At 71.2% G+C, this 14,826-nt stretch carries 12 protein-coding genes and 1 pseudogene; 8 read left to right on the forward strand and 5 right to left on the reverse strand.

Annotation, left to right across the window (positions count from 1 at the left end):
• Positions 1-151: 151 nt before the first annotated feature.
• Positions 152-1,378, forward strand: a complete 1,227-nt coding sequence (locus ABVB68_RS25870; RefSeq protein WP_353603525.1) for a PP2C family protein-serine/threonine phosphatase — start codon at positions 152-154, stop codon at positions 1,376-1,378.
• 58 nt (positions 1,379-1,436) lie between these two features.
• On the opposite strand, the pseudogene ABVB68_RS25875 reads toward ABVB68_RS25870, so the two are convergent.
• Positions 1,437-1,583, reverse strand: a pseudogene (locus ABVB68_RS25875) (STAS domain-containing protein); the annotation flags it as partial.
• Positions 1,584-1,714: 131 nt separating this feature from the next.
• Complete coding sequence (locus ABVB68_RS25880; protein WP_353603526.1) at positions 1,715-2,620, reverse strand: LysR family transcriptional regulator; 906 nt, start codon at positions 2,618-2,620, stop codon at positions 1,715-1,717.
• A gap of 137 nt (positions 2,621-2,757) precedes the next feature.
• Between ABVB68_RS25880 and ABVB68_RS25885 the strand changes: the two genes are divergently transcribed.
• From ABVB68_RS25885 to ABVB68_RS25920, 7 genes are all read left to right on the forward strand, one after another.
• Positions 2,758-3,576 carry a 3'(2'),5'-bisphosphate nucleotidase CysQ gene (locus ABVB68_RS25885; protein WP_353603527.1) on the forward strand — a complete coding sequence of 273 codons (819 nt, stop codon included), beginning with the start codon at positions 2,758-2,760 and terminating at the stop codon, positions 3,574-3,576.
• A gap of 42 nt (positions 3,577-3,618) precedes the next feature.
• On the forward strand, positions 3,619-4,215 hold the full coding sequence (locus tag ABVB68_RS25890) for an NADPH-dependent F420 reductase (protein WP_353603528.1): 597 nt from the start codon (positions 3,619-3,621) through the stop codon (positions 4,213-4,215).
• A gap of 726 nt (positions 4,216-4,941) precedes the next feature.
• A complete protein-coding gene (locus tag ABVB68_RS25900) occupies positions 4,942-5,466 on the forward strand; it encodes a PadR family transcriptional regulator (protein ID WP_353603529.1) in 525 nt (174 codons plus the stop codon).
• Positions 5,463-6,155: an ABC transporter ATP-binding protein gene (locus tag ABVB68_RS25905; RefSeq protein WP_353603530.1), complete on the forward strand. Its 693-nt coding sequence runs from the start codon at positions 5,463-5,465 to the stop codon at positions 6,153-6,155. The genes ABVB68_RS25900 and ABVB68_RS25905 overlap by 4 nt, the downstream gene beginning before the upstream one ends.
• Positions 6,152-8,497: an ABC transporter permease gene (locus tag ABVB68_RS25910; protein ID WP_353603531.1), complete on the forward strand. Its 2,346-nt coding sequence runs from the start codon at positions 6,152-6,154 to the stop codon at positions 8,495-8,497. The genes ABVB68_RS25905 and ABVB68_RS25910 overlap by 4 nt, the downstream gene beginning before the upstream one ends.
• Before the next feature lie 973 nt (positions 8,498-9,470).
• The gene (locus ABVB68_RS25915) at positions 9,471-9,650 is read left to right on the forward strand and encodes a hypothetical protein (RefSeq protein WP_353603532.1); all 180 of its coding nucleotides are present in this window, start codon (positions 9,471-9,473) and stop codon (positions 9,648-9,650) included.
• A 74-nt stretch (positions 9,651-9,724) separates the two neighbouring features.
• Positions 9,725-11,284, forward strand: coding sequence for an AfsR/SARP family transcriptional regulator (locus tag ABVB68_RS25920; protein ID WP_353603533.1), 1,560 nt, complete (start codon positions 9,725-9,727; stop codon positions 11,282-11,284).
• On the opposite strand, the gene ABVB68_RS25925 is transcribed toward ABVB68_RS25920, so the two are convergent.
• The 3 genes from ABVB68_RS25925 to ABVB68_RS25935 are packed head-to-tail and all read right to left on the reverse strand — an operon-like array spanning position 11,244 to position 14,738.
• Positions 11,244-12,638 (reverse strand): methylaspartate mutase, encoded by a 1,395-nt coding sequence (locus tag ABVB68_RS25925; RefSeq protein WP_353603534.1) that lies wholly within the window; start codon positions 12,636-12,638, stop codon positions 11,244-11,246. The two genes, ABVB68_RS25920 and ABVB68_RS25925, sit on opposite strands and share 41 nt — an antisense overlap.
• Positions 12,635-13,102 carry a cobalamin-dependent protein gene (locus ABVB68_RS25930; RefSeq protein ID WP_353603535.1) on the reverse strand — a complete coding sequence of 156 codons (468 nt, stop codon included), beginning with the start codon at positions 13,100-13,102 and terminating at the stop codon, positions 12,635-12,637. Before ABVB68_RS25930 ends, ABVB68_RS25925 begins: the two co-directional genes overlap by 4 nt.
• 49 nt (positions 13,103-13,151) lie before the next feature.
• A complete protein-coding gene (locus tag ABVB68_RS25935; protein WP_353603536.1) occupies positions 13,152-14,738 on the reverse strand; it encodes an amino acid adenylation domain-containing protein in 1,587 nt (528 codons plus the stop codon).
• Between the last annotated feature and the right edge of the window lie 88 nt (positions 14,739-14,826).

A 14,826-nucleotide genomic window follows, 5' to 3' on the forward strand; every position in this document is an offset into this window, starting at 1 on the left:
TCGGGAAACCCCGTGAACGTTCCCGCCGCCTGACGGTCCCGGGGCCTGCTCGTACCGATCTGGCCCGCTGTCCTGACCAGGCAGAACAGGCAGATCAGGTGAGGTTGCGCAGACTCGGGGAAGAAGGTGGGGCAACCGACAGGAGGTTGCTGTGAAGGGTGGAGACCTGGAACTGGGCGAGTTGCTGGCCGCGGCGGAAGCAGCCCCGCCCGGTGAGTCCGTCGACGTCGTGGCACACGACCTGCAGAAGCGGTTCGGTGCCGAGACCGTGTCCTTCCTGTTCGTCGACCTCATCGGCCAGCGGCTGGTACGCCTCGCCGCGGCCGGCGATGAGCCCGCCGACCCTGGCGAGCCGATCGACCTGCAGGGCAGCGTCTACGACAGCGTTCTGCAGAGCCAGCGTCAGCATGTGGAGCCGGACGGGCAGGGCGGACGGCGCGTCATCACGCCGGTCACCAACCGCGGCGACTGCATCGGCGTCCTGGAGGTGAGCCTGCAGTCCGCAGACGACACCGTGCTGCGCCAGGTCCGCGACGCGGCCCACGCGCTGGCCTACATCATCGTCACGGACCGCCGCTTCACCGATCTGTACCACCTGGGCGGGCGCACCACCGAGACCAGCCTGGCCGCGGAGATCCAGCACCAACTCCTGCCCTCGGCCCCCTGCTGCGAGGCCGCCCAGTTCACTCTGGCCGCCGGGCTGGTACCGGCCGACGACATCGGTGGGGACACCTACGACTACACCCTCGACCGCGACACCCTGCACCTGTCGATCACCGACGCGATGGGTCACGACACGAACTCCGCGCTGCTGGCCAGCTTGCTGGTCGGTGCGCTGCGGCGGGCACGTCGCAGCGGCTGTGACGCCCTCCATCAGGCCCGCCACGCGCACGAGGCCCTGCTGAGCCACGGCCGCGGCCTGGCCACCGGACAGCTGCTGTGCGTCGACCTCGAAACGGGCCTGTGCGAACTGGTCAACGCCGGCCACCCTCGGCCGCTGCTGCTGCGTGACAACGCCGTCGAAGAGGTGGAACTCGCCGTCAATCTGCCCTTCGGTGTGGCCGCGCCCACCACCTACCGCCTACAGGAACTGCACTTGCGTCCCGGGGACCGCCTGGTCCTGCTCACCGACGGCATGCAGGAGCGCGGTGCCGCGGCCGTCGACCTGGCCTCGGTTGTTCACGACACCCGCGCGCTGCACCCGCGAGAAGCCGTCCGGAGCCTGACCGCCGCGGTGCTCGACGCCTGCCATGGCAGCCTCAAGGACGACGCCACGGTCCTGCTACTGGACTGGCACGGCAATCGCAGCCGGCCGCCCGAAACCAGACCCGACCCGCAGCGAAGAGCCGCAACGGCCTACCCCCCGAGTCCCTCCTGAGAGCGCCGCCCGGTGACGCACCGCACCCCGGAGAGTGTCCTGAACGCGGCCGTTGGCCGATGCCGACCAGTCGCGTCAGACGCACCACGGACCCTTGAGCTCCCGCGATACGCAGCCACCCCTGAGCGTCGCTCACGCACCGGTGGGCGGCGACGAAGACGTTGATCCCGCTGGAGTCCATGAATGTCACGCCGCTGAGGCACGCGGGCTTCGCGACCCCGTTCAGTTTGGTCGTGCCTACCGCCGGGGGCCGGTGATCTGACGCGGGTGCACCGGCCGGCCTGCGGCGTCGAGGTGGTCGCGTGACGCATGGGTGAAGCGGCCGGACGGCGCCGCCTACGACGCTCCTCGCAGGGCGAGCGCGGTTCGCGCCAGCCCGCGCAGCCAGGCGTGGGCCTGGTCGGTGTCGTAGCGCTGATGCCACGACAGATATATGGGTGCCGACGGCAGTTCGAGCGGGAGGGGGAGCACGACGAGGCCGAGGTCGGCGACCGCGGACCGCGCGGTGGCTTCGGGGACGCTGATCAGGAGATCGGAGCCGCACGCGAACTCCAACGCGGCAGCTTCCGTGGGCGCGGTCGCCACCACGCGGCGGGTGAGGCCGAGCCGCGCGAGGGCGTCGTCGAGGGCATTGCTGAGGTTTCCGCGTCGCGAGACGGTGACGTGCTCAGCGGCGGCGTACCGCTTCGCGGTGACGGTCCTGACACGAGTGAGCGGGTGCCCCTGCCTCACCACGACGACGAGGTGGGTCTCGCCCACTTTCTCGGCACGAATGTCCGGTGCGCTCGGCCGGTTGGCGTTCGCCTCCAGATCGACCTCTCCACGCCGCAACTCGGGTGTGTCGATGCTCGATTCCGCGACGAAGCGCAACCGCACGCCCGGCGCCTGTCCGCGCACGGCCGAGAGCAGCGCGGGGCCGCCCAGGGCGACCAGGGAATCGTGCCAGCGGAGTGTGAAGGTGCGCTCCAGCGTTGCCAGATCGAGTTCACGGCTCGGTGCCAGCACCCCCTGGACCTGGTGCAGCAGCTCGTGCACCTGTTCCCGGACGGCGATCGCGTACGGCGTCGGGGTCATCGTGCGGCCGGTGCGCACCAGGATTTGATCCCCGGTGGTGCGACGGATTCGGCCCAGGCTCCGACTCATCGCGGGGGCGGTGACATGCATGCGTGCGGCCGCCCCGGCCACACTGCCCTCCTCCAGCAGCGCGTCGAGCGCGGCCAGCAGATTCAAATCCAATTGCACGCGAGTAATCCTAGCCGTGCCTGACATGCATTTGAAGTCAATCAAGGGGCTCTATACCTTCGAGACCAGGGCGCTGAACCGAGCGCACAGTCCGGCTCGAACGGCTCCATCTCCTCCTACTCACAAGGGAGTTCACCATGTCCGAAACGCTTCAGACCACTGACGTCGCCGCCTCCGACGCCGACCTGCTCGCCCAGACCGCGATCGCCGTGCGTGAGGCCGGTTCGGCGCTGCGCGAGCGCTTCGGCGAGGTGGTCCGCTACCAGACCCGCGAAGAGCTGATGCGCGCCCTTGCCGCCAACGACGACACGGCCCTCGACATCCTGCGCCCCCGCCTCACGGGCCTGCGCCCGGACGCCGGCTGGGTGGAGGACGAGCTCGACGGCGGGGCGCTGCCGCCCGGCGAATGGTGGGTCGTGGATCCGGCCGAAGGCAACGTCAACCACCTGCACGCCCTGCCGGAGTGGGCGGTGACCGCCACCCTCGTGCGAGACAACCAGCCGGTGCTCACCGCGGTCCACCTGCCGTTGACCGGCGAGACCTACACCGCGCTCACCGGCGCGGGCGCCCACCTCGACGGCCGGCCGCTGCACGTCTCCCAGACCGCGGACCTCGGCCTGAGCATCGTGGCCACCAGCCAGGCCCGGCCCGACGAGGACGAGAAAGTCGTGCGACGCGTCGGCTCCTCGATCACCGCGATGCTCTTCGACGCGCTCGTCGTGCGCACCGCCGTGCCCGCAACCCTGCACCTGACCAACGTGGCCGCCGGCCGCATCGACGCCTTCTGGCAGTTCGCCGGCGCCCGCGCGGACCTGCTCCCCGGCGCACTGCTCGTCACCGAGGCCGGCGGACAGATCTCCGACGCCCAGGGCCGCCCCTGGACCCCACAGAGCGAAAGCCTCTTGGCCGCCGCCCCGGGCGTCCACGCCCAGGCCGTCGCCACGCTCTCACGCTGACCGCGCGTCACAACCCGCGCCCACGAAAAGGACCACATCATCATGACCACGATCGCAGTTCTCGGAAACGGCCGCGTCGGCGGCAACCTGGCCACAGCCCTCACCCGGGCAGGGCATGAGGTGAGCGTCGCGGACCGCACGCCGGGCGCCGCCGCCGACGCTGCCCGGCCGGCCCGGATCGTCATCAACGCCACCCCGGGAGCCGGCTCGCCGGACCGGCTCGCCGCCCTACGGGAGGAACTGCGCGGCAAGATCCTCGTCGACGTCTCCAACGCCACCCTCGACGGACCGGACGGACTGCCCGCCGACCTGATCTACCCCGGCTCAAGCCTCGCCGAGCAACTCCAGCAAGCGCTCCCCGAAACCCGCGTCGTCAAGACCCTCAACACCATGCTGTTCCCGGTGATGACCGCGCCGGCCACGCTCACCCGGACACCGACCGCGTTCCTCTCCGGCGACGACCCGCAGGCCAAGCAAACCGTCCGTGAACTGCTCACCGACCTCGGCTGGCACCAGGAGTGGATCACCGACCTCGGCGGAATCCAGACCGCCCGCGCCACCGAGGCCGCGATCCTCTTCGTCCCGCACGTCATCCGGTCCACCGGCTTCACACCCTTCGCGATCTCGATCGCCCGCTGACCGTACGCAGCGCACCGCCACCGGCAGGCCCACATCCAGGACGGATACGACGGGGCAGCCAGGGCCGGCGATTCAGCGCGGACGGCATCACGCTGCCGCTGCTCCACTCCTGCGACTTGCAGAGATGGGAACAGTCATGCCCCCGCCACCGTCCCGCGCTCCGGGCCGCCGCCCGTGACGATCTTCTTCCACGGCGGCGGATGGGTCCTCGGAGAGCAGCGGCTGAGTGAGCTACGACGGCGTGCCTTTGCGGGGCGCACCGGTGAGATCGAGCTGCTCCGGTCGATGCAGACGTGGACCGACGTGAGCAGCGTGCTGTTCGCGCTGCTCCGCGACAGTACTGTCTACAAACCCACGTCCCACGCCTCCCTCGCACGAGCGCACCTGGTTGGCGTGACCGGGCCCCAACGCCACCTTCGACAGCCCGGACGACCTCGCCGAGTCGCGGACGGCCTGGCCGGCGGCCTTGACATGGTCTCCGAGGAGATGGCCGTGACGGTGCAAGGTCTCGGACCGCGGCTCTCCGCCCGACCGGCCGGGCGCCTCGCCGGTCGACCTACAGCTGTTCGAGGCGGGTCATGAGCAGACGAGGCAACTGACTGCCCGTTTCCGAACCGTGACGATCGGAGTTCCCGGCTCCCTCACCTGCGCTGTCATACAACCTCGTCATGAACTACACACTCTGCGTATACGCGCCGCGTATACACGGTGTGTAGAGTGCGGGTCATGTCCATCGGTCACACCCTTTTGGGGCTCCTGGAGTCCGGTCCGCGCCACGGTTACGACCTGAAGCGGGCCTTCGACGAGACGTTCGGTCACGACCGGCCGCTGCACTACGGCCAGGTCTACTCGACAATGTCGCGGCTGCTGAAGAACGGCCTCGTCGAGGTCGACGGGATCGAGGCCGGCGGCGGCCCGGAGCGCAAGCGCTACGCGATCACCGACGCCGGCATCACCGACGTGGAGCGGTGGCTCGCGGCCCCACAGAAGCCGGAGGAATACCTCCAGTCGGCCCTCTACACCAAAGTCGTCCTCGCGCTGCTCACCCAGCGGGACGCCGCCGGCATCCTGGACGTTCAACGCTCCGAACACCTGCGCACCATGCGCATCCTGACCGACCGCAAACGCAGGGGCGATCTGGCGGACCAGCTGATCTGCGACCACGCCCTGTTCCATCTGGAGGCGGACCTGCGCTGGCTGGAGCTGACCGCCGCCCGACTCGACAAACTCCGTGAGGCTGTGGCTCGATGACGACTTCTCCCCCTGGTTCCCTGCTCATCGCGCAGGACCTGCGCAAGACCTACGGGCACACCCATGCCCTCGACGGCGCCGAGTTCTCCATTTGCCCCGGCGAGGTCGTCGCCGTCATGGGCCCCTCCGGCTCCGGCAAGTCGACGTTGCTGCACTGCCTCGCAGGCATCCTGCCGCCCGACTCCGGGTCGATCATCTACAACGGGCGTGACGTGACGACGATGAGCGACGCCCAGCGCAGCGGACTGCGCCGCTCCGAGTTCGGCTTCGTGTTCCAGTTCGGGCAGCTCGTGCCGGAACTGACATGCGTGGAGAACGTCGCCCTGCCGCTCAGGCTGAACGGTGCCTCCCGCAAGGAAGCCGAGCGGGCGGCTCTCGGCTGGATGGAACGCCTGGAGGTCGACGACCTGAAGGGCAAGCGGCCCGGCGAGGTCTCCGGCGGCCAGGGCCAGCGCATCGCCGTGGCCCGCGCGCTGGTCACCGGCCCCCGGGTGCTGTTCGCCGACGAACCGACCGGCGCGCTCGACTCCTACAACGGTGAGCGCGTGATGGAACTGCTCACCGGCGCGGCCCGCTCCACCAACGCGGCCGTCGTGCTCGTCACGCACGAGGCCCGGGTGGCCGCCTACTCCGACCGCGAGGTCGTCGTACGTGACGGCAGGTCCCGGGACATGGAGCGCGCCGTATGAGTTCGCGCCAGTGGTCCAGAGACCTGGCCATGGGAGCCCGGTTCGCCGTCACCGGCGGCCGCGAGGGCTGGATCCGACTGACGCTGACAGCGGTCGGCGTCGGCCTCGGCGTGGCTCTGCTCCTGTTGTGCACCGCGATGCCCAACGTGTTCACGTCCCGCAGCACGGTGGAGGACGCCCGCTACGCCAACGTGTACGCCCGTAAGGTCCCGCCCAAGGCCGACAACACGCTCCTGATCGCCGACGCCGACACCACCTGGCACGACGACGACATCCTGGGCCGGTTCGTCGAACCCGAGGGCAGGCGGGCGCCGCTGCCGCCCGGGGTCGACCGCTTCCCGAGCAAGGGCGAGATGGTGGTCTCCCCCGCGCTCAAGGACCTGCTCGCCTCGGACGACGCGAAACTGCTGCGGGAACGGCTGCCGTACAAGATCACCGGCACGATCGGCGAGAGCGGACTGATCGGCTCGCACGAACTGGCCTACTACGCGGGCGCCTCGGGGCTGAAGCGCACGGACACCTCCCTGGTGACGCGGCTGACCAAGTTCGGCAAACCGGACGCGACGCCCGAGAAGACCGATCCTGTGCTGCTGCTCATGGTCCTGGTCGTGTTCGTGGTACTGCTGACGCCGGTCGCGGTGTTCATCGCCGCCGCCGTCCGCTTCGGCGGGGAGCGCCGCGACCGGCGCCTGGCCGCGCTGCGCCTGGTCGGCTCGGACAGCCACATGACCCGGCGGATCGCGGCGGGCGAGGCGCTGGCCGGAGCCCTGCTCGGGCTGGCGGTGGGCACCGGCTTGTTCCTGCTCGGCCGCCAGAAGCTGGGCGCCGGCGAGTTGCTGGGCGTGAGCGTCTGGCCCAGCTACCTCGACCCCACTCCCGCACTTGCCGCACTGGTCGCGGTCGCGGTGCCGGTCGCCGCGGTGCTGGTCACCCTACTCGCGATGCGCGGCGTGACCGTCGAACCCCTCGGGGTCGTGCGCGCGGCCAAGCAGCGCCGCCGCCGGCTGTGGTGGCGGCTGCTGCCGCCGCTCGCCGGCCTCGCCATGCTCTACCCGATGATCGGCCAAGGCCACAAGAACGGAAACTTCAACCAGTACCTCGTCATCGGCGGCGTCCTGATGCTGCTGATCGGCATCACCGCCCTGCTGCCCTGGGTCGTGGAGGCAGTCGTCGTCCGGCTCGGCAAGGGCTCGCTGTCCTGGCAGTTGGCCGTGCGACGGCTGCAGCTGAGCAGTGGCACGGCCGCCCGCATGGTCAACGGCATCGCCGTGGCGGTGGCCGGGGCCATCGCGCTGCAGATGCTCTTCACGGGAACGCAGAGCCAGTACACCAAGAACACCGGCAGGGACCCCAACCGGGTCCAGATGCAGGTCGCCTTCAGCGACCGCAAGCCGCTGCCCGGCATCGAGCGCGAATTCACCGGCGCCAAGGGGGTCCGGGCCGCGGTGGCCCTGGCCCGCTCCCAGTACGGGGACTCACCTCGCAACCCGGAGAACAGCAACGGCCTGACCGTGGGTAGCTGTGCCGCCCTGCGCGAGCTCGCCACACTGCCCTCCTGCAAGGACGGCGACGTGTTCATCACGCGAACGCGGGCCGGCTACTCGGACCCCAGCAACGCATCCGAAATCTCCCTGGTGAAGCCCGGTCGGCGGCTCTACATCGACCCGTCGTACGACGGCGCCGAACGCCGCCTCGAGGTGCCCTGGACCGTTCCGGCGAACATCCGGGAGGTGAACGTGCGCAAGGACTCACTGCAGGACTACACCAGTCTGCTGGTCACCCCCGCCGCCCTGCCCCGAAAGGCCGCGCCCGCGGTGTTCTCGGACGGTGTCTACCTGCGTCTGGACCCCTCGGTGCCGGACGCACGGGAGTACATACGCAACGTCGCCGCCCGCATCGACCCCCTGGCACAGACCTTCGGCTGGTCGGCGACCCACGAGGACGCCAAGTACACCTCCATCCGCACCGGCCTGTTCGTCGGCTCCGCCTTCGTGCTGGCACTGATCGGAGCGAGCCTGCTGGTCTCCCAACTGGAGCAGCTGCGCGAACGCAGGAACCTGCTCTCGGCGTTGGTCGCCTTCGGTACCCGGCGTCGCACGCTCAGCCTGTCCGTCCTGTGGCAGACAGCCCTCCCGGTCGGCCTCGGTCTCGTACTGGCCACGACGGTGGGCGTCACCCTCGGCGCAGTACTGCTGAAGATGACCCGTACACCGGTGACCATGGACTGGGCGAGCGTCCTGACCATGACCGGCGTGGGCGCGGCCGTGGTCGGCATGGTCACGCTGCTCAGCCTGCCGCCGCTGCTGCGCATGATGCGTCCAGCGGGCCTGCGCACGGAATAACCCCTCACCCATCCCGTGCAGGGGTGGGCTCCTCCTACGGGGAGGAGCCCACCCCTGCACGCAGGCAAGCCCGACCGGCGTCCGCACAGTGACCACTGCTCATGACGTGTGGATCGGCCTTCGGGACGGGACGCGGAGGGCGTACCTTCCTCGAAGCACGGGAAGCGGCATGGCACCACGCGACCCGACCGCCCCAGCACCTGAGCGCCGTACGCACCATCGCGCCAGCCATGCCGCCGGACCAGACCAGAACCCAAGGAGCTGGGGGCCTCGTCGTGCTCTCAGGTGCCACGCGCGAATCACCACCGCCGTGCACACCCTGCGGGCGCAGGACCGCGAAACCGGACATTCATGTCCGCACAAGACTCGATGGACGGCCGTGGACGGCTTCTACGACATGTGCCAGGTGGTACCCGGTGAGGGACCCAGGATGCCGGCGGCGACGAGAACGCGAAGCGGAAGGTGTGCGATCACGCTCGTTCCCATTCAGGCCCACGGTTTATCTCCAGCCGGCACCGGACCGTGCGGACGGACAGAATCGTGGTGGCGCCTTTCCGGCAGGCCCCTGTCGAGGCACGCCCGGTCAGCCGGAGACCGGCAACGCCCCGCCCCCGGCCGGTGGTCGACATGGTGTGAGCAGGACACTCCGGTCGGGCATCTCAGGAGTCAGACCCCGCCGCAGGACAGCACCCGCCCCTTCTCCTCGCCGCCACAGCCCCTCGCCCGGGCCCGCGGAAGCTGCTCAATCCCCTGTCAGAAACGCCCATCGTGAAAGCAGGGGACGACGCACACTGTCGCCACGGCCTCCGGCGAACCGGCCGTCGCCGCGCGGGACGGCATCGAGGCGTCCTTCCCTCGTGACTGACAGCAGCTGTATTCGGCGGAGATAGCGGCGTCAAAGGAACGGGATTGCAGTATCCCGTACCTTCCTTTCGAGCCAGCCGACCGCGGGGGAACAAGTGAGGGAGCAGCCATGAAGCGGAACTTCGCGGGCAGGTGCGCGTCCGTCAGGATCGCCGCCGCCGTCATCGCCACCGCCGTCGCACTGCTGGGAGCGGTGACGGCCGCCGGGACCGCCGCCAAGCCGCAGCACGTCTCCGCCGCCCGGGCCGACGACAGCCTCTTGCACTCCACCACCAACCCCTGGTCCTGAGGTAGTGGTCGTACCCGCGCCCCGGCCTCGGGTGCCGCGGCCGACGGGGTTCTCCCAGCGGAGGTGGAGTGGAAGTGGAATTCCGAATACTGGGTTCTCTCCAGGCGAGCGTGGACGGCACGCCCGTTCCGCTCGGCGGAGTGATCAAACGTCGACTGCTCGCCTGTCTGCTGCTGAACGCGAACCGGGTCGTGGCCACGCACAAGCTGCTCGACGTGCTGTGGCCGGACGAGACTCCCCGTACCGCGCGCAAAATGATCGGCAACGCCGTCCGCGGCCTGCGGCTCGACCTCGCCCAGGGGGACCCGGACACCCGGGCGTACCTGCTCACGCGTGCTCCGGGATACCAGCTGCGCGTCGATCCCCGGGCCGTGGACCTGTTCCGGTTCCGGGAAGCCGTCGAGCAGGGGCGGGCCGAGGCGAGTGCGGGCCGGCACACGGCGGCGGCCCGCACGCTGCGCGGGGCCCTCGGGCTGTGGCGGGGGGCGGCGCTGGCGGACATGGCCGAGGACGGGTTGAACTGGCCCGAACTGGCCGGTCTGGAGAGCGAGCGGCTGAGCGCCTTCGAGGAGTACGCCGAAGCCGGACTGACGGTGGGCGACCACCACGAGGTCCTGGGCCCCTTGCAGCTGGCCGTCGCCGAGAACCCGTTGCGGGAACGGCTGAGCGCCCAGCTCATGCTGGCGCTCTACCGGTGCGGCCGGCAGACCGAGGCACTGTCGGTGTTCCGGCGCATCCGGCACGAGCTCGTGGAGGAGTACGGCCTCGAACCGTCGCCTGAACTCCGGCGACTGGAACGTGCCATCCTGGAGCACGCCGACAGCCTGGACGGGCCCGCCTCCCCGGCGGTCGAGCGCCGAGGCACGCCCGAGCGCCTGAGGGTCGCGTCCCTCGTGGCACAGCAGCCGGTGGGCCGGCCGCACCCGTCCGACGCCCCCGGTGACGCGCCCGCGAGCCGCACGGTGTCGCGGATGGATCCCGACCACCGGCGGCACAGCGCGGAGCCCGGACGCAGACGGGTCAGCGTCGTCCTGCTGTGGGTCCGCCACGACCTGGCCGACGAGCACGGCGCGGACGGCGTCCAGCGGACCCTCGCGGACGCCGGGGCGGTGCTGCGGCAGGAGAGCGCCCGCTACGGGGGCGTCGTGGCATCGGCGGCGGCGCCGCTGTTCTGTGCCGTGTTCGGCGCCGACCACTCCCGCCGGGACGACGCCACCCGGGCCGTGCGCGCCGCCTTCGCCCTGTTGGAACGGCTCGGCGGCGGCCGTCCGGCGGCCGGTGCCCCGGCCGTGGAAGTGAACGTCGCCGTGGCCACCGGTGAGGCCCTGCTGGCACCCCCGGCGGCGCCGGGCGGTGTCCCGACCGTCACGGGCGGCGCGCTCGACCGGGGTTTCCGGCTGCTGACGATGGCTCCCCGGGGGCAGGTCCGGGTGTGCGAGGAGACGCGCCGGGCGACCGAGGCGTGCATCACCTACCACGTGGGTGCCGAGCCCCCCGAGGGATGGGAGGCGGTCCGTGTCCGGCCCGCCGCGGTGCACGACCTGCACGAGATGCGGCCGGCGGCGCCGGACGGCACGGACGTGCTGGGGGCTTCTACGGCCCGCTCTCGCCGAAGAGGCGCGGAAAGTGGTTGATGTCGCGCGTGACCCGCTCGACCAGGGTTCGCATGGAGTGCGCACCGTCGGCGAGCCCGAGGCCGTCGCGGTGCCGCTTCAGCGCGGCGCGGGACAGGGGCAGCGCACCGGTCACGGCGTAGCGGACGGCGCCGGAGGCGTCCCGGCAGGGCAGCACGTCACCGCGGGCGTACCGGCTCGCGCTGAAGGGGACGTCGAGCGTGCCGTCGGCGAAGGCGGTGACGACGGCACGTGCCGGGTCGGCCGCGCCGACCACCGGGGCGACCAGGTCGTCGACCTCGTCGAGCAGCCAGGCCAGTTCCTCCTCGACCCGTTCGGCGTCGACGGTGACGAAGTCCAGCAGCGGTGAGTTCGCGACCGCGGCCAGGCGCATGCCGTCGATGTTGGCCTGTGCGTCGGGGATGCCCAGCGCCTCCTGGTGGGTCTTGGTGACGAGCTTGGCCGCGCCTCCCAGCCTGGCGGTGAGCGCCCCGTGGAAGATCAGCTGCTCGGCGTGGGCCCGCCGGGCCGGGAAGACGCCCATGAACTCGTGCAGCACCGGGTAGACCTCGACGTCCGTCGGCAGGTAGCGCCGCGCCAGCTCGGGGACGGCGCGCAGCGCGGCGACGTCCTGGGCGACGTTGCCTCCCTGCGGGTAGGACACCGACAGGCAGGTGACGCCCTCGGCGGCGGCGAGGGCGGCTTCGATGACGCCGATGGCCAGGCTGATGGACGGCGGGGTCAGCACTCCGGTGAGGGTGCCGAAGAACTCGCGGTCCACGGTGAGCCCGGCGCGTGTCAGATCGCCCGTCATGGCGTCGACCTCGCGCCAGTGGGCGAGGGACTCGGCGAGCGGCACGTCCTTGCAGTAGGGGAGGTTGTAGGAGATGCCGCCGCCCTCGAAGGAGGTGGCCCCCGCGGCCATCGCGACGCGGAACAGCCGCCGGGCGTCCGGGGAGCCGTGCCGGATCTCCACCGGCACGGACACCGACTCCACGAGTTCCCGGCCGCGCCGCCAGCCGTGGGCGACCAACGGGTAGCCGTTGAGCGCGGCCGGGTCGGCGGCGGCCAGCCGGGTGGCCTCCTCGAAGCGGCCCAAGCGGGTGTGGGAGTCGATGGTGACGGTGAGGATGTCCGGCTGCGCGCCGGTGTCCAGGGCGCGCAGCAGTTCCAGCATCTCGGTGTGGCCGCCCACCCCGCACCGTGGCTGGATGGCCACCACCCGGTCCTCCACCGACCGGGCCAGGACGTCGCGGACGGTCGGCGTACCCCGGGTGCGGACGTGCCGGACGGTGTCCGCGAGCGAGGGGAGGTCCGCGTCGGCGACGTCGGCCGCGAGGCGCGCGGCTGCGGGGCGGTGCGTGTCGCGGATCATACGGCTTCGGGGAGTTGGGGCTGCGCGGCCCGCCGGGCCAGTTCGCGCAGCAACGGGAGCAGTTGGTCCAGGTCGGTCAGGATGTGGTCGACGCCGAGCCGGCGGAGCCTGTCCAGCGCGCTCGGGTCCTTGTGGCTGCCCACCGAGAGGTTGCCGCCCAGTACGACGGGGCAGGGCAGGTCGCCGGCGGCGCGGGCGGCGGGCAGGTCGCGCAGGTCGTGGTGGGCGTGCCCGTTGAGGCTGCCGATCACCACGGCGAGAACGCCGGGGTTCTCCCGCACGGTGCGGGCGAACTCCGACACGGGGGTGCAGACGCCGAGGTTGATCACGGTGTAGCCCTCGGCGCGCAGGTCGTGCGCGATGAGCTGGTTGGCCACCGCGTGCGCGTCGCTGGCCGTCACCCCCAGCACGACGACGTCGTGCGCGGGTGGTCGCGGGTCTGCTTGCGCGGGAACGTTCCGCATGGGTTTCTCCTCTCCTGGTCCGGGCCGGGACGTTGCGCCCGTACCGGCGTCACGCCCCGGGGACGGCCGTCCGCGCCTCGACGAGCGCCCTGGTGGCCTGGATGTCCCGTTTGCCGTTGGCGTTGACCTCGATCACGGGCACCATGTGCACCCGCCGCGGCACCAGTTCGCCGGGCAGCAGGGAGGCGAGCCGGGTGCGGATGTCGCGTTCCGTGGGCGGGGTCCGCGCGCCCTCCTCGTCGAGGACCACGAAGGCCTCCACCGCATCCAGGACGCCGCCGCGGATGACGTCGAACGCGGCGTCGGCGATGCCCGGCAGGGACAGTGCGTGGCGGCGCAGCTCGGCCGGTTCGAAGCGGTGGCCGCTCACCTTCAGCTGGCCGTCCTTGCGGCCGAGGTGGAGCAGCACCCTGTCGGGCAGCACCTCGACGATGTCGCCGGTGCGGTAGGACCTGCCGCCGAATTCGGGGTCGTCGAAGAAGCGGTCGCCACCGCCTCCGCCGAGGTAGCCGCGGGCGATGCCGAATCCGCTGATGATCAGCTCGCCGTGGCCGCCGACGCCGACCGGGGCGCCGCGGTCGTCCACCACGTAGGCGCCGGTGTTCCAGGCCGGCGAACCGATGGGCACGGTGGGCAGGTCGGGCAGGTCGGACACCGTGGAACGGTGGGCGCAGCAGCCGATGGTGGTCTCGGTGGGTCCGTAGTGGTTGACGACCTCCACACCGTCGAGCCGGTCGCCCATCTGCCGCAGCATGGCGGGTTCCAGGGGCTCCCCGCCGATCATCAGGCGTTTGGCGGCCGACCGGTACTCCGGCCGCAGCATCCGCTCGAACAGGCGGAAGTGGCTGGGGGTGGCCTTGATGAAGTCGTAGGGGCGGGGCCGTTCGGCGTACAGGCGCGCGTAGTCCCAGGAGCCCTCCATCATGACGATGGTGCGGCCGTGCGCCAGCGGCACCCAAAGGGTGGTGAGTGCGAGGTCGTAGCTCATGCTGGCGAACAGCGGGCAGGCGGCGCCGCCGGCGTCCGGCAGGACGTGGGTCGCCGCCCAGCCGATGTAGTTGACCAGGGAGCGGTGCTCCACCAGCACGCCCTTGGGCACTCCGGTGGAGCCGGAGGTGAAGACGACGTAGGCCAGGTCGTCGTGGCGGGGGCCGCTGTCCGGTACCGGGGCGGCGGCGTCCGGGGGCAGGTCGGGCAGGTGTGTGGTGTCCACCGTCGGGGAGCCGGAGGCGTACTCCACGGAGCCGGTGCCGTCCCAGAGGACGCAGCGGGGCCGGACCTGGTCCAGGATGAGCCGCACGCGTCCGAGGGGGTTGGTCGGGTCGATCGGCGCGTAGGCCGCGCGGTTGGCCATCACCGCGATCATCGCCGCCACCGTCTCCGCGTCGCGGCGGGCGATGACACCGATGATGTCACCGGTCTCCACGCCGCTCTCGCGCAGTCCCGCGGCGATGGACATGCTGCGTCGCCACAGTTGCCGGTAGGTGACCGTGGTCGCGCCGCACTCGAGTGCCACCGCGTCGGGTGTGGCGGCGGCGCGGCGGCCGATCAGCTCCACCACGGAGGACGCCGCCAGCCGCCGGCGTTCGCCGACGAGGGTGGCGCCCGGGAACACGCCTGCTCGGTGACCGGTCACGTGATTGCCCTTCTTCGTCTCGTGGAACGGCCCGGGTCCGCTGCGGACCGGCGCCGCTTCTTCCGGATCGGCCTGGGGCCCTTCCGAT

The sequence above is a fragment of the Streptomyces sp. NPDC096012 genome, from assembly GCF_040426375.1.
Classification (GTDB): domain Bacteria; phylum Actinomycetota; class Actinomycetes; order Streptomycetales; family Streptomycetaceae; genus Streptomyces.

Bases quoted from the DNA above. Each gene is read 5' to 3' on its own strand.
- ABVB68_RS25885 (WP_353603527.1), top strand. From the start codon at position 2,758: ATGTCCGAAACGCTTCAGACCACTGACGTCGCCGCCTCCGACGCCGAC.
- ABVB68_RS25890 (WP_353603528.1), top strand. From the start codon at position 3,619: ATGACCACGATCGCAGTTCTCGGAAACGGCCGCGTCGGCGGCAACCTG.
- ABVB68_RS25900 (WP_353603529.1), top strand. From the start codon at position 4,942: ATGTCCATCGGTCACACCCTTTTGGGGCTCCTGGAGTCCGGTCCGCGC.
- ABVB68_RS25905 (WP_353603530.1), top strand. From the start codon at position 5,463: ATGACGACTTCTCCCCCTGGTTCCCTGCTCATCGCGCAGGACCTGCGC.
- ABVB68_RS25910 (WP_353603531.1), top strand. From the start codon at position 6,152: ATGAGTTCGCGCCAGTGGTCCAGAGACCTGGCCATGGGAGCCCGGTTC.
- ABVB68_RS25915 (WP_353603532.1), top strand. From the start codon at position 9,471: ATGAAGCGGAACTTCGCGGGCAGGTGCGCGTCCGTCAGGATCGCCGCC.
- ABVB68_RS25925 (WP_353603534.1), bottom strand. From the start codon at position 12,638: ATGATCCGCGACACGCACCGCCCCGCAGCCGCGCGCCTCGCGGCCGAC.
- ABVB68_RS25930 (WP_353603535.1), bottom strand. From the start codon at position 13,102: ATGCGGAACGTTCCCGCGCAAGCAGACCCGCGACCACCCGCGCACGAC.